Genomic DNA, 23074 nt, shown 5'->3' on the forward strand with positions numbered 1-23074 from the left:
TCCCAAAATAAGAAAAGTATATTTAAGAGTGTGCAATTCTCCAAATAATCTTTGTTTAATTGAATCTTCTGTCATCAGTTGATTGTGTGTATTGGGAAAAGCTGAGAGTGGTGTGATGGGGCACACTTTCAAGCGTGCCCGGTTTGGCCTAAAAGGCGAACCACCATCCAATAGTGCAGCCGGGTTTTGCCGTGTTTGAGACCATCAATCTCTGGATTCAGGATCATCAGGATCTGGTCTATATCCTGATCTTCACCTATTGCGTCAGCAAATCCAGCATCCTGCCGGTCTTTGCCGGGATGCTGGTTGCGGCCGAAAGCCTGATGATTGTGCCTGCCGTCACGTCGATGATCGCGGGCGGGCTTGTTGGTGATGTGCTGCGCTTTGGGCTGGCGCGCCGATATGGCGATGCGATTGTCCGCAAACTGCCGCAGTCGCTTTCGGACTGGATGGGCAAGACCCTGCGCTTGTTCGAGCATTACGGGGTCGCCTATATCCTTCTGTGCCGTTATCCGCATGGGGTGCGATCCTTTGGCGTGTTCCCGGTCGGCATGAGTTCGATGTCGTTCATCCGTTTTCTGCCGCTTAGCATCGCATCGGTGCTGATCTGGGTCGGGCTATATTATGGGCTTGGACATAGTCTGGGGGCCGGGATGTCCGAACTGGTCGAACAAAACTTGGCCATGCTCAGCCCCATATTGCTGATTGTGTTTTTGGTACTGGGCTGGTTTGCCATGCGCCGGATTGACCGGCTGGAGCAACAGGCCGAACGCGCCATCAAGTAGATAAAAGAAAACGGCAGCATCGAAATCGAATGCTGCCGTTTTTGTATTTGCGATAGGCGGGCTGCTTATTCAGCAGCAATCGTCTTGCCGTCTTTTTCCAGCATCTCGCCCTGTTTGCGTTTGGCGAGGATCTCGCGCGCCTTGGCGTAGCTTTCATCGTGCCAGAAGATCAGGCAGCCATTGCAGCCCCGGCCACAGCAGCCCTTGGTGCCAACACGCGGGGTGCGGAAGGAGCGTTCCTTCTGGCGGTCATCAAGGGCGGTCTGAAGCGCATCACGCTTGGCGTCATAGCGTTCTTCGTTGCCCTTGCCCATCTCGATCTTGTGGCCTTCCTGATCAAGTTTCAGGCGCTGCCATTCATCTTCCGAAAGCGCCTTTTCCTTGCGCACGATGGTCATCGGCAGGACTTCGCGTCGCAGGAATTCCGGGTCTTCCTGTTCAAACAAGCTGAACGGCAAGCGAATAAACGGCTGGGTGTTGGCATGCACTGCTTCGCCGACTTTGCCGGTTTTGGCGTCGATGAATTCATACATGCGGATGAAGATCGTCTGGCGCGAACGCGGCGGGACGATTTCGATCACGTCACCCGGCAACATGCGGTTTTTGACCGACATGATAAAGGCGTCGTCTTCGACCTCGACGATCTGACCGGCATATTCCCAGTCGGATACGTTGGTGTTGCTGTCATAGCCGTGTGCGTAATTGGTCAGGCGCCCGTCGTGGAACGCAAGGGTATACCCCCGGTTCGGAATGGTCGCCAGTTCCTTCATATATTCTTCGGCCGACCAGTTTTCCGGGTCCTTGTACCAGTCATCAATCGCCATGCGGTACGCACGGGCAACGAGGCCAGCATAATAGGGGCTTTTGCCACGGCCTTCGACCTTGAGGCTGTCGACACCGATTTTCAGGTAATCCTCAAGCTTCGGCATGATGCACAGATCACGCGAATTCAGGATGTAGGAGCCGCGCTCGTCTTCCTGAATTTCCATCAGTTCGCCCGGACGCATGTCTTCTTCAAGGAAGAAGTCAAACATCTCGAGATTTTCCTCGGTCAGTTTGAGTTCCTTGACCGTGCCGTCCTTAAGCTTCATGTGGACTTTGTATTTCCAGCGGCACGAATTCGCACATGCCCCCTGGTTCGCCCCACGTTCGGCCATGAAGTTCGAGAGCAGGCAACGACCCGAATAGGTCATGCACATCGAACCATGCACAAAGGCTTCGATCTTGATATCCGGGCATTTGGCGCGGATTTCGGTGAGTTCCTCATAGGAAACTTCACGGCCCAGCACGACAAGCTTTGCCCCGATGCTTTGCCAGAATTTGACGGACTGCCAGGAGCACACATTGGCCTGCGTCGAGACATGCAGATCAAGTTCCGGCGCATGTTCGCGGACAAACATGAAGACACCCGGATCGGCAACAATCAGGCCATCCGGGTTCACCTTGCGCACGGTATCGACATATTCGGGAAGTTTGTCGATGTCCTTGTTATGCGAAAACAGGTTGAGTGTCAGATAGACCCGAACCCCGTGTTCGTGGGCGAAATCGATGCCCTCGACCACGTCTTGCAGCGACATCTGGCTTTTCACACGCAGCGACAGATCCGGCGTGCCCATGTAAACAGCGTCTGCGCCATAGAGCACAGCGACCTTCAGCTTTTCGAGCGAGCCTGCAGGCATCAGCAATTCGGAACGGCGCGGTTGAACACTCATCACGTACGGGTCTTCTTTGTTTCGGGTGCGGGAATTCAATTAGGCGCGGCTTCTATCACAGCCTGCTGCCTGTGCCGATTAAAATCGCACATTTGCGCTGGTTTGCATAGGTTGGCTGCTGATCACCTGCCATGCCTGCCGTGCAGATCATAAAAAAAACACCCCCGCCTATGGGGCAGGGGTGTTTGGAAACGTTTCAAGGTAACGGGTCTATTTGACCTTTTTGATCTCGCCGCGCTCGATCTTGTCCCAATACTGGCTGATCTCACCGCGGACAACCGGCATCAGGAAATAGAGCCCGATGATGTTGGGGATCGCCATGGCAAAGATCATGGAGTCCGAGAAATCAATCACGGGACCGAGGCTCATGGATGCACCAACAATGACGCACAGGCAGAAGAACAGTTTGAAAATGATCTCCTTGCCCTTGCCTTCACCGACCAGATAGGTCCAGCTTTTCAGCCCGTAATAGGACCATGACAGCATGGTCGAAAAGGCAAACAGCACAACAGCCAGTGCCAAAATCAGCGGGAACCATGTAAAGGCCGACGCAAATGCCGCCGAGGTCAGCTCAACCCCGGTCAGGCCGGAATTAAGTTCACCACTGATGGTAATGACAAGGGCGGTCATGGTGCAGATCACCACCGTATCAATGAACGGCTCCAGAAGGGCGACATAGCCCTCGGTGACCGGTTCCTTGGTCCGCACGGCCGAGTGGGCAATGGCGGCTGAGCCAATCCCCGCTTCGTTGGAGAACGCTGCACGTTTGAAGCCCTGAATAAGGGCGCCAACAACGCCACCGGCAACGCCAGCCCCGGTAAAGGCGCCAACGAAAATCTGGGCGAAGGCATCGCCGACCATGGAAATGTTGCTGATGATAATGATCACGCCGGCGGTGACATAAATGATTGCCATCAGCGGCACGATTTTTTCGGTCACCTTGGCGATGGATTTAATGCCGCCAATGATAACAACACCAACGATGATCGCCATGACAAGGCCAAACAACCAGCCAGATCCGGCCAGGAAGCTGTTCTCGCCGCCGGTGACATTAACCACCTGCTGGAAGGCCTGATTGGCCTGGAACATGTTGCCGCCACCAACAGCCCCACCGATGCAGCAGATCGAAAACAGGATGGCCAGAAACTTGCCAAGGCCCGGTTTGCCTTTTTCGGCCAACCCCTTGGACAGGTAATACATCGGGCCACCTGAAACGCGCCCATCGGGCAGTTCGTTTCTGTATTTCACACCCAGCGTACATTCGGTGAATTTTGATGCCATGCCCAAAAGACCGGCAAGGATCATCCAGAATGTCGCACCGGGTCCGCCGATGGAAACCGCAACGGCCACCCCGGCAATGTTACCTAGGCCCACGGTGCCCGAAAGGGCGGTGGCAAGTGCCTGGAAGTGTGAGACTTCACCGGCATCTTCGGGATGGGAATAGTCGCCTTTGACCAGCGAAATCGCATGGCCGAATTTGCGAAACTGAACAAAGCCGAAATAGAGCGTAAAGATCGTCGCAGCGACAACCAGCCAGCCGACAATCAGCGGAAAGGCCGTACCCGCGATAGGTACTGAATAGAACATGGTGCCAGCAATTACGTTTGAAATCGGGGCAATTGCCTCGTTGATTTTTTGGTCAAAGCCGACTTCCTGCGCGTGCGCAACTTGAGGCAGGATGGCCGACATCATTGCAACGGCGCTGGCCGCTGCTGTCTTTTTCCAGAACATGATGCTTCTCCGGTTAATCTTTTTGGAATTGCGTTACGGAACGACTGTGACCGGAACAGGCGATGCCTGTACCAGGGTGAGCGGCAAACTGCCCAGCAGTCTTGCGCCAAGTGCCGACCCGCCTTTCCTGCCGACAATGATCTGACATGCGCCCTTGTCCTCGGCGATTTGGCAGATCAGTTCGCCGGAATGGCCGTAACGGACCTCCGAAGTAACCGGTATTTTTTGTTTGTTCAGGGTATCGAGTGCGGGCTTGAGCGTCTGTTCTGCCCGCGACAATTCTTCCGTACGCCGCTGATGGCGTTCTTCAAGTTCCTGTGTCGACAGGAAGCTGTATGGGGACCATTCAAGAACGTAAACCAAATGGATTGCACAGCCCTCGGCTGTTGCGCGTTTGGCCGCAAATTCCACGGCACGCTGCGCGGCATCAGTTCCGTCATAGCCCACGAGAATTGGCTGATCGGTCATGTGCTTGCTTCTCCTGATCAGAGACTGAAATGTCGAATTGAGAATCTCCCACTTCTCGCAATACAGGTATCGGCCTGTACCATGTCGCCCTTAGTCACTGACGCCAACACACGACGGTTCCCCCGAATTGCATTTCACCGACGCCAAGTGAAACGACATGGGGGAATGATACATAAAACTGAAATAATTTCGCCAGAAAGTTGATACTTGAAAGTAAGATGTTCTGTTTTGGCGTGAAATTCGCTGTTCAAACAAAATAAAGCGCGCCGAACTTTTCGGTGCGCGCGGGAATGTTTTGCAAGAACGCTTAAAAAAAGTGGGTCCGACCTGCTTGGTCAGGCGTCGCTTTTGGCGTCTGGATCAAGCGGGCGGGGACGGCCACCCTCGTCCAGGGCGACAAATGTAAAGATACCCTCGGTCACCTTATCTGATGTTTCTTCAAACCGGGTCTGGCGCCAGGCCTGCACCTTGATGCGAAGTGACGTGCGCCCGACATGAATGATGTCGGTAAAAAACGATACCTCATCGCCAACATGAACCGGGCGCAGGAACGACATGCTGTCGACAAAGACGGTTGCCGTTCTGCCCTTCGCGCGGCGTGCCGCCGCCGTCCCGGCCGCAAGGTCCATCTGCGACATCAGCCAGCCGCCAAAAATATCCCCTGTCGGGTTGGTATCGGATGGCATGGCGACTGCACGAACCGACGGTTGACGCAGGGGAGGAGTGTCGGCTGTATCGTTTTTTGCGGTCATGGAAGGCGTTCCGATGTGTATCTAAAGGATGAGGTTACTTTAGTTCGTCCAATTAAAGCCAGCATAAAATACTGCCAAATCAGGGACATGCGGGAAGTCCGATGTTCTGAAAAGCGATGCGGATCAGGGTATGTCCAATGGCGGTTTTCCTCGGCGGATGCAGGCGTTTTCGGGGCTGTGCAAGAATTCGAATTTTTAATCTTGACCAAATGATCAGGATTGGACATGCTGTTTCTGTCAGAGAGAGGCATCTGTACGTGTCATCAACCGGGGATAACCCCGAAACCATAAGCACACGACAGATCAAATACTGGGAAACAGTTCAGCTGCGGCTGAACGGATACGCCAAGAATGTCAGTACAAAAGACCCTGAGTTGGTCGGGCCCGCCCGTCCACGCAACGCCATAATTGTATCCTGATCGCGCGAATGCTGCGATCACGACTGGCCCGCGGTCGATTGTATTTTCATTCTTGTTTTGTCTCTCGATGACGTCAGGAGAGGACGCCTTTTTGGCAGGGAGACAAACACATGACCACCTTGCAGGCCAAGCAAGTTTCAAAATCCGGTGCCGTTCATGGCGGTGCTGGTCACAATGATGCAGATGACGGTTTTTCCGATCTGCATCCGGCCTATTCCACGCTGCAGGCCATGGCGGAAAGCAACCGCTGCCTGTATTGCTATGACGCGCCATGCGTGACCGCATGCCCGACATCGATTGATATTCCAGGCTTCATTCGCAAAATCAGCACCGGCAACCCGGATGGTGCGGCAAAGACAATTTTGTCAGCCAACATCATGGGCGGCACCTGTGCGCGTGCCTGCCCGACCGAAGTGCTATGCGAAGAAGCCTGCGTTCGTAACGTCGCCGAAGATACTGCCGTTGAAATCGGCAGCCTGCAGCGTTTCGCCGTTGACCATCTGATGGCGCGCGATCTGCCCCATCCGTTCAAACGTGCCCCCAAAACCGGCAAGACCATTGCCGTTGTCGGGGCCGGTCCGGCTGGCCTTTCATGTGCGCACCGTGCAGCGATGCTGGGTCATGACGTTGTCGTATTCGAAGCCAAGCCGAAACCGGGCGGGCTCAATGAATATGGTCTGGCGGCCTATAAAATGACCGAAGATTTCGCCCAGCGCGAAGTCGAGTTCCTGATGGGCATTGGCGGGATCGAAATCGAATATAACAAGGCGCTTGGCAAGGACATCAACCTTGCGGATCTGAAGGCCAAATACGATGCCGTCTTTGTCGGTGTCGGCCTTGGGGCGACCAATGATCTTGGCCTGAAGGGTGAGGATTTCCCGGGCGTGGATGATGCCATCAGCTTCATCGAAAAACTCCGCCAGACGGAACCGAAATCCGACATGCCGGTTGGCGACAAGGTCATCGTCATTGGCGGTGGCAACACCGCAATCGATGCCGCGGTTCAGGCCAAGCGCCTTGGTGCCGAGGAAGTCACCCTGGTGTATCGTCGCGGTCCTGAAAACATGTCTGCGACCGAGTTTGAACAGGACTTGGCCAAAACCAATGGTGTCGTTGTGCGCTATTGGGCCAAGCCGGTCGCGATCAAGGCCAATGGCAAGCTGATGGGGATGGAGTTCGAAAAGACCGAACTTGATGCCAGCGGCAAGCTTGTCGGCACAGGCGAAACCTTTGACGTGCAGGCAGATCAGATTTTGAAGGCCATCGGACAGAAAATCAAAACCGATGACCTTGCCGGGATGGAGATCACCGGCGGCAAGATCGTGGTCGATGAGACTTATCAGACAACCGCCCCGGGCGTGTTCGCCGGTGGGGACTGCATCAAGAGTGGCGAAGACCTGACTGTTCAGTCGGTCGAAGACGGCAAACAGGCCGCCATCGCCATTGATGCATTCCTGAAAACCGCGTGAACCGCTAGCCAAAGGGAGAGAGAAAAATGGCTGATCTAAGCTGCAAAATCGCCGGTATTGATTCACTTAATCCGTTCTGGCTGGCATCCGCACCGCCAACAGACAAGAAATACAACGTCGTTCGCGCCTTTGAGGCCGGATGGGGCGGGGTTGTCTGGAAAACATTGGGCATTGATCCGCCCGTGGTGAACGTCTCGTCACGCTATGGCGCGCACCATGACCAGAACCGTCGTCTGTTGGGGATCAACAATATCGAGCTGATCTCGGACCGACCGCTTGAAACCAACCTTCAGGAAATCCGCGAGTGCCGTGTCGAATACCCCGACCATGTGATCATCGGGTCGATGATGGCCCCGATCGAGGAGCGCGCCTGGAAGGACCTTGCCCAGCAGATCGCCGAAAGCGGTGTGCATGGTCTGGAACTTAACCTTGGGTGCCCGCATGGCATGTGCGAACGCGGTATGGGGTCCGCCATTGGTCAGGTGCCGGAAATGGTCGAACAGGTTACCCGTTGGGTGAAGGACGCGGTGGATATTCCGGTCTTTACCAAACTGACCCCGAACATCACCAATATCCTGTGGTCGGCCGAGGCCGCGCTTAAGGGCGGGGCGGATGCCGTATCGCTGATTAACACTGTTAACTCGATCATTTCGGTCGATATCGACAACATGGTTCCGGAACCTGTTGTGGATGGCAAGGGCACTCATGGCGGCTATTGCGGATCGGCAGTCAAGCCGATTGCACTGAACATGGTGGCCGAAATCGCCCGCACGCCTGAAACCCGCGACCTTGAGATTTCCGGTATTGGTGGCATCACCACCTGGAAAGACGCGGTCGAATTCATGTCGCTGGGGTCGAACGCCGTTCAGGTTTGTACTGCGGCGATGATCTATGGTTTCCGTGTAGTCGATGACCTGATTGACGGTATGAGCCAGTGGATGGACGACAAGGGTTACACCAGCGTCGAACAGTTCACCCGTGCAGCCGTTCCGCAGGTTTCCGACTGGAACGAGCTGAACATGAACTTCGATACCAAGGCGGTGATCAACCCGGATAACTGCATCGAATGCGGTCGTTGCCATATTGCGTGTGAAGATACCTCGCACCAGGCAATCACCATGACCGACAAGCCAGAAGGCGGTCGCCTGTTTGAGGTGGTTGATGAGGAATGCGTTGGGTGTAACCTTTGCTATCACATCTGCCCGGTCCCCGATTGCATCACCATGGAACCGGTCAAGACCGACAAGCCGCCGATGACCTGGCCGGAACATCCGCTTAATCCCATGCGTATGGCCGCCGAGTAATCCATCCGCGCCACCCGCGCCACCAAAACCAAAAGGACCGACTAATGACTGCTCAACCCAGTGTACGTAACCTGTCAATTGATGGTGACCGCCTTTGGGATAGCCTGATGGAAATGGCCAAGATCGGCAAAACCGCAAAGGATGGCGTTTGCCGTCTGGCGCTGACCGATCTTGACCGTGAAAGCCGCGATCTGTTCATTAAATGGTGCGAGGCAGAGGGCTGCTCGATCCGGATCGACAAGATGGGTAATATCTTTGCCCGTCGCGAAGGCCGCAACCCGGATCTGCCCCCGGTCGTGATGGGAAGCCATCTTGATAGCCAGCCGACCGGCGGCAAATATGATGGCGTGTACGGCGTTCTGACCGGACTTGAGGTCATCCGTACGCTGAATGAAGCCAAATACGAAACCGAGGCCCCGCTGGAAGTCGTTTGCTGGACGAACGAGGAAGGCTCGCGCTTTGCCCCGGCAATGGTGTCATCAGGCGTCTTTGCCAAGGTGTTTGATCTCGAATACGGCCATTCGCGCGCCGATGTTGATGGCAAAACCATGGGGCAGGAACTCGAACGGATTGGCTATATGGGACCGGACGAACCGACCATTGATGCCCATCCGATGGGGGCGTATTTCGAAGCCCATATCGAACAGGGCCCGATCCTTGAAGACGAAGGCAAGGATGTCGGGATTGTCACCGATGCCCAGGGCCAACGTTGGTATGAAATCAAGTTCACCGGTGTTGAAGCCCATGCGGGCCCGACCCCGATGAAAACCCGTAAGGATGCGTTGCTTGGTGCATCGCGTGTGGTCGAACTGGTCAACAAGATCGGTCTGGATCGTTCCCCGCTTGCGTGTGCGACCGTCGGCATGATGCAGATCCACCCGAACTCGCGCAACGTCATCCCGGGTGAGGTGTTCTTCACGGTTGATTTCCGCCATCCTGACGATGCGGTTCTGGCCGATATGGACAAGGCGCTCCGTGAAGGCGTTGAAAAGATTGCCAAGGATATCGGTCTTGAAACCGAGTTCGAGCAGATCTTCTATTACGCTCCGGTGCCGTTCGATAAATCCTGCGTTGATGCAGTACGCAAGGGCGCAGAGCTTGGCGGTTTCTCGGCACGTGAAATCGTCTCGGGTGCCGGTCATGATGCCTGCTATCTTGCCCAGGTTTGCCCGACTGCGATGATCTTCATCCCGTGTGTTGACGGTATTTCCCATAACGAGATCGAGGAAGTCCACAAGCCATGGTCTGATGCCGGTGGACAGGTTCTGCTCAATGCGGTTCTGGCCAAGGCTGATGAAACGGTGATGCAGAAATCAGGTTGAATTCGCTGATCAAGAAGAAGACTTCTCGTGGCTGACTATGAAGCCAACCAGAGCGGGGCAGGTTAATCCTGCCCCGCCTTTTTTATGTCCGACACTTGCCGGTGCTTGTGTTTCGGATGCTTTCTGCAGGACAAATTTAAACTTCAGGTTGTTTTTTTGTGGGTAGAATGTATTAATTTTATGTAAGGTTAGTATCGGTCACTCCTTGGGGGCGGGATAATGACGAGCAAGCGCATAGTTGCATTTTGTTTGGTTCTGTTGCTTGGGGGTTGCCCCGGTACCGTTTCAAAATTGAATATACCGGGTACGACGTCCGGAGCGATCACATTATCAGGTGGTCAGGTGGTTTCGCGCGAAAGGCTACTCAATGATCGCAATGATCAAGTCGCTTGGCTGAATAATCGTTTGGCGGCTACAGACCAGCAAGCTTTTGGCATAAACGGCGGGATTGATTTTAGAACCTTCTCTGCGACCTTGGCGCAGCTTCAGGCAAGTAACAAGGTTATACGGGACCGGGTCAGTCGACCAGGAACAACGGACGCAGGCAATGGTGCCGGTCAAAATGTCGAGGCTGATCTTAGTCTTCTTGACGCTAGCGGTGCCTTGAAGAACGACGCAGCCTCATCGCGGGCACCAGATCCGACCGCTGCAAAAACCTTCGAAGGATCGTCGCCTATAGATGACTTTCGCGACAGGCTATCTTACCGGGAAGAGGTGCGATCTGAAATTATCGAAACAGGTCTGGATGACGCACATGACTTGAATGGGCGTGCGTTATATCGTCTTCAATTTAGCCCAACTGTCTTGCCGGAACCTGACACAGGTTCATGGGCGCTCATTCGTATGCGTATTTTGACTGATGGGCAAGTCTTAAGTAAGGAAAAGTATGATGAATGGGTTAGAAGAATAAATAATCAATTTGCATCAAGGTTGCAAAATAAAGTTGACGATGCAATAGAAGAACGTTTGAGTCCTGACGAGTTTCGATTGTTAAAGGCGCAAATTGAAGGCATTCCGACAAAATGCTCTCCTGAAAAAAATGAAGCCTTTGTAAGTATTTTAGAGGATAAGGCTGATTTTTCTGGTTTTTACGAAACGGAAGTGGGAGATTTAGACCGGTACATGCCTAATGATTATGTTGTTTCTAGAAGCAAATATAGTTCACTAAAATCAAATTTTGAAAGTATTTTTGACAAATGCAGGCCTGGGAATAATTATCGATCAAGACCAATTGCGTTTGAGATGGCAAGGCTTCAGGTTAATTACTATAAGCGGTTGTTTGGGACTTATCTGGGGAAAATTGACGATAAAAATATCAATGAGCTATGTGATGAAAGGCTGAGATGTTCATATTCATTCAAAGGCTCAGAGGACGGTCGTAAAGAACTCAGCAAGAAGCTTAAGGGAATAGAACAAGAATACAGTAGTGATATGGGAGGAGCAATACTTGTTTATGCCGTGACTCCAAAAGAGACAGTACAGCGCATTTCAGACGTTGCAGGGCGTCGGGAATCTGGCCAAACGGCACTTGCGTTGAATGCCCTTCTCGGATCAGTTGGTGTGGATGCGGGTCTAACACAGATCAACGATAGCCAGCTTTTGCTGCAGGCCTTGCGGCGTCAACCGCTTGTGGTTGGTTTCTCTGATCAGGTTCAAACTGCGAAGAGAGAGAATGTTGATTTAGCTGCTAAGGAGTCTGCAGTTCAAAAGCTAGTTGATGAATTGGGTGATGCAGCTGAAGAAATTCAGAATAAGTCTGTAGAATTACTGGATATTCGCTCAGATGACGAGTCAGGTGGTTCGGCTGGTCAGTCTAAGTCAGGTACGATTGGGGATAGCGATACTGCGACAGAACAAGATACGAAACATCAGAAAGCTAGAGAAAGTTTTAATAAGGCAAGTAAAGAGTTTTCAGATGTTCAGAGTGCTCTAATAGAAGCGCAGAAAGAACTGGAGAGGGAAAGGAAAAATTTTCTTGGGGTGCGTAAAACTTACCACGAGTTCGGTTGGATTATCGGGCCGCAAATGAAAATCGACCCAGGGACAGCTCGGCCAATTGGCGAACGCGGTATTAAGTACAGTTTCAGGCACGTCAATCGCCAAAATTCGCTTGCAGCGGTGGTGGGGGTTCCCGGTTGGTGGACCAAACTAAAGTTGGTGGCTGTTACTTGCTGGCGCAAAGCGCAAAAGGATGGCATTGACGATTGCGATGATGTCTCGACGCTGATGGATCGCAGTATATTAGCGGATAAAAATGCTATTAAGGAGCTTAAAGGCAATGCCTTTGCTCCGCTTGTAACCAAGGAAATTGAAATTGCGCTTCCGGGGGCTGTTGACGCGATCACAGATGCGTTGTTGCCTGTTTCCATAAAGTTAAGACCGGAGCCTAAAATTGAAGGTGTGATTGCAGATCTTCGGGTTGGTGAGGACGGGTATGTTCTGATCCCGGGTACCAACCTGTGGAGAAATGCAGTTGTGACGATTGGCAGTCAGGCGGCTGACAAGGTGACTGTCTTACCTGATATGGAGGGAATTGTTGCATTCTTTGATGGTGTTCGAGATCAAAACGGCATTGTCGAAGGAGAAGGAGGCCGTAAGGTTGAAGTAAGAGTTTGGACGAGCGCTGGAAATGTTTCGGCAGGAAATGTGCTGATATCTGGATATGGAGCAGGTCAATCAACCCGTGTCGTGGCTCTTCAAAATTTTGGTTGGGTTAAAGGAAAGCTTGATCTTGAGGTTTCGCCGCGCTTGATCAGGCAAAGCAACCTTGCTCCTGAATTGGCTGTTCGCAGACTAACGGACGACGGGTTGGGTAGTTGGACAAAAATAACTGGCCTTCAAGTGAATGCGTCAGAAGGGCTTGTCAGGGGGGTGCTTCAGCAGTGTGACGAGTGTAAAAGTGGTGGCTTGATCGAGGTTGCTTTTGTCGTTAAGGAACGGGTCGGCGTGCCGCCTAGTCATCACATCGCGAAAGGCTCATTGGTCTTCTACAAAACAGAGGACGAGGCAAAAATTCGGGCCATGGAAGATGGCGAGATAAGTAGCGTCATTGTATCAGGTGTAGAAGATGTCGACTTGTTGCTTCCGCTTTCTTTTGAGAAAGCATTTCCAGGGTTTAATCCTGAGGGGCCTGTAGAGGTCTCGCTGAGTGCAGACAAAACTGTAAGGGGCTCCGCCAATATAAAGGAGTGTTCTAGTGTGGGGGGGGCAGGTAAGTATTCTGCCCATCAAAAGTGTACACTTAGTTTGACATCTGAGCTTGTCCAAAGGTTGCAAGCGGGGCTAGGGGGAGCTAGCTCGTCCCAGCTTGAGTTCATGTTTACAGGTGCGCCTGTGAACGTTTCTGTTGATGGGATATCAATCGCTCCTGCGGATCGATCGAAACTCGGAAAACTGAAAAAGCCACAAAGCTAGCTTTCGCCTTCGGACAGGTCGACCAGATGGTTGTGCGTCCAGCTTTCCAGCGTGCCGTCGTCAGTCAGTTTCTCGATCAGGAGATTAAGATGTTTGACATGGCCCATGCAGGGGCTTTTGCGTGAAAACATGAAATGCACTTCATTGCTGTCAATCGGTGGCTCGACGGCTGTAACCAAGTTTACAAGATTGTCGCGATAAAGGTTGGATAGCCCGTCAAACCGGCCAAGCATGACGTAATCCACCCGGCCTTTCATCAGCACATCAAAGATGCGATTTCCCGTCGGCGAGAAAATCATGTCCAGATGTTCTTGCGCATATCGATCAATATAATCGCCATAGCTGCCCCCTTGCGGGCGTGCGCCGCGATAGCCGATCAGATCATGCAGATCAATGACCGGAAACTGGTTGTCGCTGCGTTGAAATACCATGATGTCGTCAGTGCTAAATGGCGCGCTATAGAAATGCGTCTGATCACGTTCGGCCGTGAAATAGGCGCCGGCGATCACATCAAGTTCGCCATTGCTCAGCATCTGAATGGAGCGTGTCCATGGAATGTCGATATTGAGATCAAGCCGCAGATTATTGCGCTCGGCATATTCTTGCAGAATATCTATGGCAAGACCGGTTTGCTCACCGTTTTGATGGATATAGGTTATCGGTTCCCAGCCATTTGCGCCGCCAACAGACAGCACCTGGCAATTGGCAGTGGCGGGTGCGATTTCAGTCTGCGTTGCAGCGGTTTGTTGGGCCGTTGCCGGGGAAACCATCAGGGCAACAACGCCTGAGAGAAACAAGGCAGGCACACACAGACAGACGGGACGAAATGTTTGACTGATCCACATCATGACCGTTCGGAATACCGTGATTATGAGTAACCTCTAAGGTTTGTTTCATCGTCATGCTATTCAACTATACAGAAGTGGGTCGCCTTTTGGGTAGGGCTCGGTTTCAGCTTCCGGTTTCGAAATCAAACACGGTTTGTCTTAGATGATAGTCGATCCGTTCTTGCAGCGTCCCATTACTACTAAGCTCTGCAATCAGCTTGTTGATCTGTTCAACATGTTCCAGGCAGGGGCTGTTGCGCGAGAACATAAGGCGCACCGGGTTTTTCGCGACCGGTGGTTCGACCGGGATGATTTTATCCTGTACGCCGAGCTTGCGAACGGTTGCCACGCCGTCATAGCGCGCCAGCAAAACATAGTCGACATGCCCTGCAAGCAGTAAGTCGAAGATATGGTCGTTGATCGGCGAGTACACGATATCAAGTTCTTGTTTTGAGTAGGTGTCTATCTTGTTGCCAAGACTGCCGCCATGCGGTCGTGCCCCTCGATATCCCTTGAGGTCTTCGATCCTGCTATAGCCAAAACGCCGGTCAGTATGCTGAAAGACCATAATGTCGTCTGAGTAGAAGGGATCACTGTATTGAAAGATCCGTTGGCGTTCATTCGTGAAATAGGCACCGGCGGTGACGTCAATTTTGCCCTGAAGCAGAAAATCAACGGCGCGTGCCCAGGGCAGTTCGATGTCGACTTCAACATCGATGCCTTCGCGTTTTGCGTATTCCTTGATGATATCGATACCAAGACCGGTTTGATGCCCGTCAGATGTCACATATGAGACAGGCTGCCAGCTTGCCGGGCCGCCTACGGTGATTGTGTCACATGTAGATCCCTGGGCACCCGGACTGGATGATCGGGTGCCGAATTGCTGGGCTTTCGCCAGAGTAGTATTTCCAGCTGCCAATGCAATTATCGCGCAGAGTGCGAATGTTCTAATAAATTTTATGTGTCGGGGCGTTAGCAGCATTTTTTCCGCTCTGTTCGTTTCCTCGTTCATCAGATTATGCAGATATGCACGCGGTGCAAGCTATTCAACTTTCATCGACGAATAAGCTTGCCCGAACAGCTGTGAAATCGCGGGCAGGGGGCAACGGCAATGCCGCTGATCAGGCCAGACCGACACCCTTGAGGATGATGCGCACGACATTTTCCTTGGCTTCAGTGAACTGTGCGTCGGTCAGTGGCTTGTCATTGTTGAATATCTCAATCTGACGGCCAAAGTCGGCATAGTGCTGGGTGGTGGCAAAGATCATGTACATCAGGGTATAGGGCTCGACATCATCCATCTTGCCTTCGGCGATCCAGCCACGGATTGCCTCAACACGGCTATCGAGCCAGTTTTTGACTGTGGTCGAAATGTATTCCGAGGAAAATTTGGCACCACGAATGATTTCATGTGCCCAAAGACGCGAGCCATAAGGGCGCACGCGCGACAGATCCATCTTTGCTTCGATATAGCCGCGCAGAATGACGGCCGGATCAGCACTGTTATCGAACGTCATTGCTGCTTCCAGCCAATGATCACAGACATCCTCCATGATGCGACGATAAAGCGCCTCTTTGGTGCTGAAATAATAGTGCACATTGGCCTTGGGCACATGGGCGGTTTCCGCAATACGCGCGGTCGTGGCCCCCTTGAACCCGAAATCGGCAAACACCCGTTCGGCAGCCGCGAGAATCTGTTCTTCGTTTTCCTGCCGGATCGCGGCTTTGTGTGCGCCGTTTACTGCGGGTTTTGTGCTCATTTTAGTGTCCCGTTTCGCGCCGATTTCGATGGATCCAAATCGTGCCGTTTAATTCGCGTCATTTATCTTGACCGTTTGGTCAGGTTAAAATAACCTCTACTGCAAATATCAAGAAGAAACTTTTTTATGCGCGTCGTGACTAGCCATGGTCAAGAGTCGGTTTTGTCCGAAATATCGAACAGTACCGATGAAAGATAAACACAAAATAGACGCCGTAAACAAAAATCAGGGTCGCCGAAATGGTGTTTGACAGTCGAATATTCGAAACAGTTCTGCGGTGGTGTTAAAGGCCTAGTGCATGGGCATGTCTCATGCTAACGACTTTGACGTGCCCGTATGACGGGCGTTCCCGGACACGCGATTGTTCGACATTTTGGTCAGAGGGCCAGATACCTTTCGCGAAACGGGAAGAACAAAATCAGATGCCGGTGGACGGTGCCCGCCACCGAACCGGTCGAGAGAAGCACTGAAAAGGTACGGGAGACCTTTTGATGACAGCCACCACGAAAATCAGCCGTCCGAACGATCTTTCGGCGTTCTGGATGCCCTTTACGGCCAACCGTCAGTTCAAGCAGACCCCGCGTATGCTGGTCTCTGCCGACGGCATGTATTACAAAACCGACGACAACCGCGACATCCTTGACGGTACCGCAGGCCTCTGGTGCTGCAACGCCGGTCACAAGCGTCCGAAAATCGTCGAAGCGGTCAAGGCACAGATGGATGAGCTGGATTACGCACCGGCGTTCCAGATGGGCCACCCAAAGGCGTTTGAGCTGGCCAGCCGCCTCGCACAGCTGATGCCGGGCAACCTCAACCATGTGTTCTATACCAACTCCGGTTCTGAATCGGTTGAGACCGCGCTTAAAATCGCACTGGCCTATCACCGCGCACGCGGCGACGGTCAGCGTACCCGCCTGATCGGTCGTGAACGTGGCTATCATGGCGTGAACTTTGGCGGTATTTCCGTCGGTGGTATTTCTGGCAACCGCAAGACATTCGGTCAGATGCTGGGCGGTGTGGACCATATGCGTCACACCTATCTGCCGGAAGAAAACGGTGTTACCCGTGGCATGCCCGAACATGGTGCGTATCTTGCCGAAGATCTGGAACGCATCTGCGCGCTGCATGATCCGTCAACCATCGCTGCTGTGATTGTCGAGCCGGTTGCAGGCTCCACCGGGGTTCTGATCCCGCCGAAGGGCTATCTTGAACGCCTGCGCGAGATTTGCACCAAGCACGGCATTCTTCTGATCTTTGATGAAGTTATCACCGGTTTCGGTCGCTTGGGTGCGCCGTTTGCGGTCGACTATTTCGGTGTTCAGCCGGATTTGGTCACGACCGCCAAGGGTCTTACCAACGGCACCATTCCGATGGGGGCGGTGTTCGCCACCGACGAGATCCATGATGCCTTCATGACCGGTGCGGAAAACATGATCGAGCTGTTCCATGGCTACACCTATTCAGGCAACCCGGTTGCCTGTGCAGCGGCCATGGCGACGCTTGAGACCTATGAAGAAGAAGGTCTGTACAACAAGGGCCAGGACCTTGGTCAGTATTGGGAAGATGCGGTGCACAGCCTGATCGACCTGCCGTTGGTCAAGGATGTTCGTAACCTTGGCCTGATCGGTGCGATCGAGCTGGAGCCGATTGAAGGCTTCCCGACCAAGCGTGCCTTCAATGCCTTCCTCAAGGCGTTTGAAAAAGGCATCCTGATCCGCACCACAGGCGACATTATTGCGCTGTCCCCGCCGCTGATCCTTGAAAAATCACACATTGATCAGTTGTTCGGTACGCTGCGCGAAGTGCTCAAAGAGATCGATTAAGATCAAGAAATTTGCCCCTTGTCCGGTCAAACGGACAGGGGGCATCGGCTTGCAGGACTTATAAAAACCAAACGGTTCTGCAACGCTTCGGGAGAAACATCTGTTTCGCGATTTTTCCGATCGCGTCCCATCTGGGAATAGACCCATAAAACAAAACAGGGTCTGCGGGGCGCGAAAGGACATAAAGTCCAAAGATCGGCAAAAGCCGGCAAGGACATAAAAATATCAGATCAAGGAGGTATCTCGGATGTCGATGCTGAGAGGCGGACTGATTCAAATGAGTCTGAAAGGGTCAACCGATCAGACCCCCGAAGAAATCCGCAAGGCCATGATTGATGCACATCTGCCTTATATTGAAGAGGCCGCCAAAAAAGGTGTGCAGGTCCTGTGCTTTCAGGAAGTTTTCACCCAGCCCTATTTCTGTCCAAGCCAGGACAAGAAGTGGTATGCAGCCGCGGAAAAAATCCCCGATGGCCCCACCACGCAGCTGATGTGTGAATTGGCAGCAAAATACAAAATGGTGATTGTTGTTCCGATCTATGAGGAAGACATTACCGGTGTCTATTACAACACCGCTGCCGTGATCGATGCCGATGGTACCTATCTTGGCAAATACCGCAAAACCCACATCCCGCATGTCGCCGGTTTCTGGGAGAAATTCTTCTTCAAGCCGGGCGTTTCGGATTGGCCGGTCTTTGATACCCAGTATTGCAAACTTGGCGTATATATCTGCTATGACCGCCACTTCCCGGAAGGCTGGCGTGCGCTGGCGCTGAACGGTGCGGAATACATCGTCAACCCGTCGGCGACGGTTGCCGGGGTGTCTGAGTATATCTGGAAACTCGAACAGCCGGCATCGGCTGTGGCCAATGGCTGCTTCATCGGTGCGATCAACCGCGTTGGCGTCGAAGAGCCCTGGAATATCGGCGAGTTTTACGGTCAGAGTTACTTCGTCAATCCGCGCGGCGAGATCGAAGCACAGGCGTCCCGCGATCAGGACGAATTGCTGGTCCATGACATGGATATGTCGATGGTGCGCGAAATTCGCGATAACTGGCAGTTCTTCCGTGATCGTCGCCCGTCGACCTATACCCGTCTGACCGACGGAAACTGACTTCATGATGCCGGCGCGCGGCAAATGTTGCGCGCCGTTTTGCCTTGATCGACAGGTGGGGTATCATTTCCCCGTTCCCGGCAATGACCGGGCAAAGGCTTTTTGCGTTTGATCAAATGTCGACAAGGTTCAGGGCAACGTCCCTGAGGGAGGCTTCCAATAAGTCGGGCCAGAAACCTTCTGGTCCGGAAGAGAGACATACGATCAGGGGAAACCCCATGACGCTAAAAACAGTCGTCAATAATGTTGCTGAGATGCCCACATCAAAAAAAGCCGTTGTTGATATCAATAAATTGTCGCTGACTTTTCAGACGGCAGATGGTCCCGTTTATGCCCTTTCCGATGTCGATTTGACCATCGAAGAAGGCGACTTTGTCTCCTTTATCGGCCCGTCCGGCTGCGGTAAAACCACGCTGTTGCGCGTGATTGCCGATCTGGAACAGGCCACCGGCGGCGAGATTTCGATCAATGGTGTTACGCCGCACGAAGCGCGTGAAAAGCGTGCCTATGGTTATGTGTTTCAGGCACCCGCCCTGTTGCCATGGCGTTCCATCGAACGCAACGTGACCTTGCCGCTCGAAATCATGGAAATCTCCAAGGAAGAGCGCGTCAAGCGCGCCCAGGAGGCCCTGAAGCTGGTCGAGCTTAATGGCTTCGAAAAGAAATTCCCGTGGCAGCTGTCGGGTGGCATGCAGCAACGTGCTTCGATTGCGCGCGCGCTGTCGTTCGATGCTGACCTGCTGTTGATGGACGAGCCGTTTGGCGCTTTGGACGAGATCGTACGCGATCACCTCAATGAACAGCTTTTGAAACTTTGGGCACGCACCAACAAGACGGTTGCCTTTGTGACCCACTCCATCCCCGAGGCGGTGTATCTTTCAAGCAAGATTGTCGTGATGTCGCCGCGTCCAGGCCGGATCATTGACGTGATTGAAACCGACTTCCCGAAAGATCGTAGCCTCGATATCCGCGAAACGCCGGAATTCCTCGAAGTTGCACATCGGGTACGTGAAGGACTGCGTGCGGGGCACAGCAATGACGAGTAATGCTGCATCCATGACCGGCCCTGTCGCCGGACCATCGACCTGGACGCGCATGATGTCGGGCCAAACCGGGCCGGTATGCGTTGTTCTGATAGCGCTTTTGGTGATCTGGTATATTGGCGCTGTTTTCATGAATGCGCCGACCCAGATTGACCGATATAACCGTGCCGATCAGACTTGGACCACCAGCCAGTTGATCGAAGACACCCTGGCACAGGATCGGCCAATCCTGCCGGCCCCGCATCAGGTCGCGGTCGAGATGTACAAAACCATCTTTGCCATCAAGATCACCTCGAAACGCTCACTTGTTTATCACAGCTGGGTGACGCTTTCCTCGACGCTTCTGGGCTTCGGGATCGGGACCTTGCTTGGCGTGTTGCTGGCGGTGGGCATTGTTCATGTCATGACGCTTGAAAAAAGCCTGATGCCGTGGGTGATTTCATCGCAGACCATCCCGATCCTTGCCATTGCGCCAATGATCATCGTCGTTCTCGGCGCCATCGGGATCAAGGGACTGGTGCCAAAGGCGATCATTTCGACCTATTTGTGCTTCTTCCCGGTCACGATCAGCATGGTCAAGGGCCTGCGATCCCCGCAGGTAATCCAGCTTGATCTCATGCGGACCTATAATGCCTCGAAATGGCAAACCTTCTGGCAGCTGCGCTTGCCATCGGCCATGCCATACCTGTTTGCCAGCCTGAAAGTCGCGATTGCCATCAGTCTTGTCGGGGCCATCGTCGGCGAGTTGCCGACCGGCGCACAGGCAGGGCTCGGTGCACGTTTGCTGGCCGGTTCCTATTACGGACAAACCATTCAGATCTGGTCGGCCCTGTTGACCGCAGCCTTTGTTGCGGCCCTTCTGGTCGTGATTGTCGGGTGGTGTGAACGTCGTGTCCTTGCACGGATGGGAGTAAAGGCATGACCCGGATGAAACTGGACAAATTCTGTCTCGTTGCAGCGATTGCGGCCTTGCTGGCCCTGATCTTTCCGCTGTCGGGCATGGATAGCGAAACCGGAAAACAGATTGCCTTTGTCGGTGACATTCCGGGACTTGCCATTGCCATGGCGCTTTGCGTCATCGCCGGTGCGGCCTTCACCTGGCTTGGTGTGCGTTCGATCAACGGCGGGTTTGTTATCCTTGCCATTGCCGTGTTTGGCTGCTGGCAGGCGACAAGTGTTCTCTATGATCATGGGGTTGCGGGTCATGCCGGGCTCGGGTTCTGGTTGTTCATCCTCTCGCTTTGGGCCTTTGTCTGGCGCGGGATTGATGTGATTGCCAATTTCCACAGTCTTGATCGCAGCAAACAGCATGCGGCAAACCTGATTGTGCCGGTGGCCTTTGGGGTTTGGCTTCTGTTTGTTTGGGAAGTCGTCGTATCGGGCTTTGGCGTGCCGCAGGTCCTGTTGCCGCCACCCAGCATGATTGGCGAACGTTTCGTCAATTCGACCGATATTCTGGCAGCTGACTTTCACCAGACCTTTGTGAAAGCAGTGCTGAGCGGCTATGTCATGGGGTGTGGCTCGGCCTTTATCATCGCCATTGCGGTGGACCGTGTGCCGTTCCTCAAACGCGGGCTTTTGCCGCTGGGCAATATGGTTTCGGCGCTTCCGATCATTGGGGTCGCACCGATCATGGTGATGTGGTTCGGCTTTGACTGGCAGTCGAAGGCAGCGGTCATCGTGATCATGACCTTCTTCCCGATGCTGGTGAATACCGTCACCGGGTTGAACGCGGCCGGAAAGCTCGAAAAGGATCTGATGGCAACATACGCCTCGAGCTATTGGTCAACGCTGTTTCGCCTGCGTTTGCCAGCTGCCATGCCGTTTGTTTTCAACGCACTTAAAATCAATTCCACGCTTGCGCTGATTGGCGCAATCGTCGCCGAGTTTTTCGGCACCCCGATTGTGGGTATGGGCTTCCGCATCTCGACCGAGGTGGGCCGGATGAACATCGACATGGTCTGGGCGGAAATCGCATTGGCGGCCCTTGCGGGGACCGCCTTCTACGGAGCCGTGGCGTATATTGAGAGAAAAGCCACGTCATGGCATCCGTCATTCAGGGTACGTCGCCATTAAAGGCATAAAACAAGACGACCCGCCGGGAGGACTTGACTACAACCTGAGGAGACATCGACGAATGAATAAATTTATCGCGACTGCAATGGGGTTGAGTTTCGGGTTGGCATCGTTTTCCGCGATGGCAGCAGACGAAGTGACCCTGCAGCTTAAATGGGTCACACAGGCCCAGTTTGCAGGCTACTATGTGGCACTGGACAAAGGCTTTTACGAAGAAGCTGATCTTGACGTAACCATCAATCCGGGTGGTCCGGACGTTGCCCCGCCGCAGGTGATTGCAGGTGGCGGTGCTGATGTGATCATTGACTGGATGCCGTCCGCACTTGCATCGCGCGAAAAGGGCGTGCCACTGGTCAACATCGCACAGCCTTTCGCAAAATCGGGCATGATGCTGACCTGCCTGAAGGAAACCGGCATCGAAAGCCCGGAAGACTTCCCGGGTCGTACCCTTGGTGTGTGGTTCTTCGGTAACGAATATCCGTTCCTGAGCTGGATGTCGAAACTCGGCATTCCGACCGATGGCGGCGATAACGGTGTGACCGTGCTTAAGCAGGGCTTTAACGTTGATCCGCTGATCCAGAAGCAGGCCGACTGCGTCTCGACCATGACCTATAACGAGTACTGGCAGGTTATTGATGCCGGTATCGCGCCAGAGGAACTCAATGTCTTCAAATACGAAGACCAGGGCGTCGCAACGCTTGAAGATGGTCTTTATGTTCTTGAAGACAACCTGTCGGATCCGGCATTCGTCGACAAGATGTCGCGTTTTGTTGAAGCCAGCATGAAGGGCTGGAACTGGGCGAAAGAAAACCCGGAAGACGCAGCCATGATCGTTCTTGATAACGACATGACCGGTGCGCAGACCGAAAAACATCAGGTCCGCATGATGAAAGAAATCGCCAAACTGCTTGGTGATTCTGCGGTTCTCGACGAAGCAGCCTATCAGCGTACCGTTGACAGCTTGCTGTCGGGTGGTTCCGATCCGGTGATCACCAAGGAGCCGGAAGGTGCCTGGACCCACGCTGTTACCGGCAAGATGTAATCTTTTCATCTTG

18 protein-coding genes are annotated in these 23074 nt (G+C 53.3%); 11 read left to right on the forward strand and 7 right to left on the reverse strand.

The genetic code is table 11. The features are described from left to right. Positions 1 to 191: 191 nt before the first annotated feature. On the forward strand, positions 192 to 785 hold the full coding sequence (locus HED22_RS15300) for a DedA family protein (RefSeq protein ID WP_167723780.1): 594 nt from the start codon (positions 192 to 194) through the stop codon (positions 783 to 785). Positions 786 to 850: 65 nt separating this feature from the next. On the opposite strand, the gene HED22_RS15305 is transcribed toward HED22_RS15300, so the two are convergent. The 4 genes from HED22_RS15305 to HED22_RS15320 form a co-directional block, all read right to left on the reverse strand. Next, positions 851 to 2497 (reverse strand): U32 family peptidase, encoded by a 1647-nt coding sequence (locus tag HED22_RS15305; protein WP_167723782.1) that lies wholly within the window; start codon positions 2495 to 2497, stop codon positions 851 to 853. A 210-nt stretch (positions 2498 to 2707) separates the two neighbouring features. After that, on the reverse strand, positions 2708 to 4228 hold the full coding sequence (locus tag HED22_RS15310; RefSeq protein ID WP_217701897.1) for a sodium:alanine symporter family protein: 1521 nt from the start codon (positions 4226 to 4228) through the stop codon (positions 2708 to 2710). A 33-nt stretch (positions 4229 to 4261) separates the two neighbouring features. Beyond that, on the reverse strand, positions 4262 to 4696 hold the full coding sequence (locus tag HED22_RS15315) for a universal stress protein (protein WP_063087946.1): 435 nt from the start codon (positions 4694 to 4696) through the stop codon (positions 4262 to 4264). Positions 4697 to 5031: 335 nt separating this feature from the next. Next, a complete protein-coding gene (locus tag HED22_RS15320) occupies positions 5032 to 5448 on the reverse strand; it encodes an acyl-CoA thioesterase (protein ID WP_167723784.1) in 417 nt (138 codons plus the stop codon). Between the two features lie 529 nt (positions 5449 to 5977). On the opposite strand from HED22_RS15320, the gene HED22_RS15325 reads away from it, so the two are divergent. The 4 genes from HED22_RS15325 (at position 5978) to HED22_RS15340 (ending at position 13376) form a co-directional block, all read left to right on the forward strand. Beyond that, a complete protein-coding gene (locus HED22_RS15325; RefSeq protein WP_167723786.1) occupies positions 5978 to 7336 on the forward strand; it encodes an NAD(P)-dependent oxidoreductase in 1359 nt (452 codons plus the stop codon). 26 nt (positions 7337 to 7362) lie between these two features. Next, positions 7363 to 8640, forward strand: a complete 1278-nt coding sequence (gene preA / locus HED22_RS15330; protein ID WP_167723788.1) for an NAD-dependent dihydropyrimidine dehydrogenase subunit PreA — start codon at positions 7363 to 7365, stop codon at positions 8638 to 8640. A gap of 44 nt (positions 8641 to 8684) precedes the next feature. Then, positions 8685 to 9962, forward strand: coding sequence for a Zn-dependent hydrolase (locus HED22_RS15335; protein WP_167723790.1), 1278 nt, complete (start codon positions 8685 to 8687; stop codon positions 9960 to 9962). A 219-nt stretch (positions 9963 to 10181) separates the two neighbouring features. Next, a complete protein-coding gene (locus HED22_RS15340; protein WP_167723792.1) occupies positions 10182 to 13376 on the forward strand; it encodes a hypothetical protein in 3195 nt (1064 codons plus the stop codon). Here HED22_RS15340 and HED22_RS15345 read toward each other — a convergent pair. The 3 genes from HED22_RS15345 to HED22_RS15355 all read right to left on the reverse strand — a co-directional run bounded on the left by HED22_RS15345 (position 13373) and on the right by HED22_RS15355 (position 15963). After that, positions 13373 to 14224: an ABC transporter substrate-binding protein gene (locus HED22_RS15345; RefSeq protein WP_254870088.1), complete on the reverse strand. Its 852-nt coding sequence runs from the start codon at positions 14222 to 14224 to the stop codon at positions 13373 to 13375. The two genes, HED22_RS15340 and HED22_RS15345, sit on opposite strands and share 4 nt — an antisense overlap. Before the next feature lie 103 nt (positions 14225 to 14327). Then, positions 14328 to 15215 carry an ABC transporter substrate-binding protein gene (locus HED22_RS15350; protein ID WP_167723795.1) on the reverse strand — a complete coding sequence of 296 codons (888 nt, stop codon included), beginning with the start codon at positions 15213 to 15215 and terminating at the stop codon, positions 14328 to 14330. Positions 15216 to 15324: 109 nt separating this feature from the next. Next, on the reverse strand, positions 15325 to 15963 hold the full coding sequence (locus tag HED22_RS15355; protein ID WP_167723797.1) for a TetR/AcrR family transcriptional regulator: 639 nt from the start codon (positions 15961 to 15963) through the stop codon (positions 15325 to 15327). A 491-nt stretch (positions 15964 to 16454) separates the two neighbouring features. On the opposite strand from HED22_RS15355, the gene HED22_RS15360 reads away from it, so the two are divergent. From HED22_RS15360 to HED22_RS15385, 6 genes are all read left to right on the forward strand, one after another. After that, positions 16455 to 17786, forward strand: coding sequence for an aspartate aminotransferase family protein (locus HED22_RS15360; protein ID WP_167723799.1), 1332 nt, complete (start codon positions 16455 to 16457; stop codon positions 17784 to 17786). Between the two features lie 277 nt (positions 17787 to 18063). After that, entirely contained in the window at positions 18064 to 18900 is an 837-nt protein-coding gene (locus HED22_RS15365; protein WP_254870089.1) for a nitrilase-related carbon-nitrogen hydrolase, read from the forward strand. A gap of 254 nt (positions 18901 to 19154) precedes the next feature. Further along, positions 19155 to 19946 (forward strand): ABC transporter ATP-binding protein, encoded by a 792-nt coding sequence (locus HED22_RS15370; RefSeq protein WP_167723885.1) that lies wholly within the window; start codon positions 19155 to 19157, stop codon positions 19944 to 19946. A gap of 10 nt (positions 19947 to 19956) precedes the next feature. Then, the gene (locus HED22_RS15375; protein ID WP_167723887.1) at positions 19957 to 20865 is read left to right on the forward strand and encodes an ABC transporter permease; all 909 of its coding nucleotides are present in this window, start codon (positions 19957 to 19959) and stop codon (positions 20863 to 20865) included. Next, on the forward strand, positions 20862 to 22019 hold the full coding sequence (locus HED22_RS15380) for an ABC transporter permease (protein WP_167723803.1): 1158 nt from the start codon (positions 20862 to 20864) through the stop codon (positions 22017 to 22019). The genes HED22_RS15375 and HED22_RS15380 overlap by 4 nt, the downstream gene beginning before the upstream one ends. Before the next feature lie 61 nt (positions 22020 to 22080). Further along, positions 22081 to 23061: an ABC transporter substrate-binding protein gene (locus HED22_RS15385; protein WP_167723805.1), complete on the forward strand. Its 981-nt coding sequence runs from the start codon at positions 22081 to 22083 to the stop codon at positions 23059 to 23061. Positions 23062 to 23074 lie beyond the last annotated feature (13 nt).

It is taken from the genome of Thalassospira sp. HF15 (assembly GCF_011806525.1).
Classification (GTDB): domain Bacteria; phylum Pseudomonadota; class Alphaproteobacteria; order Rhodospirillales; family Thalassospiraceae; genus Thalassospira.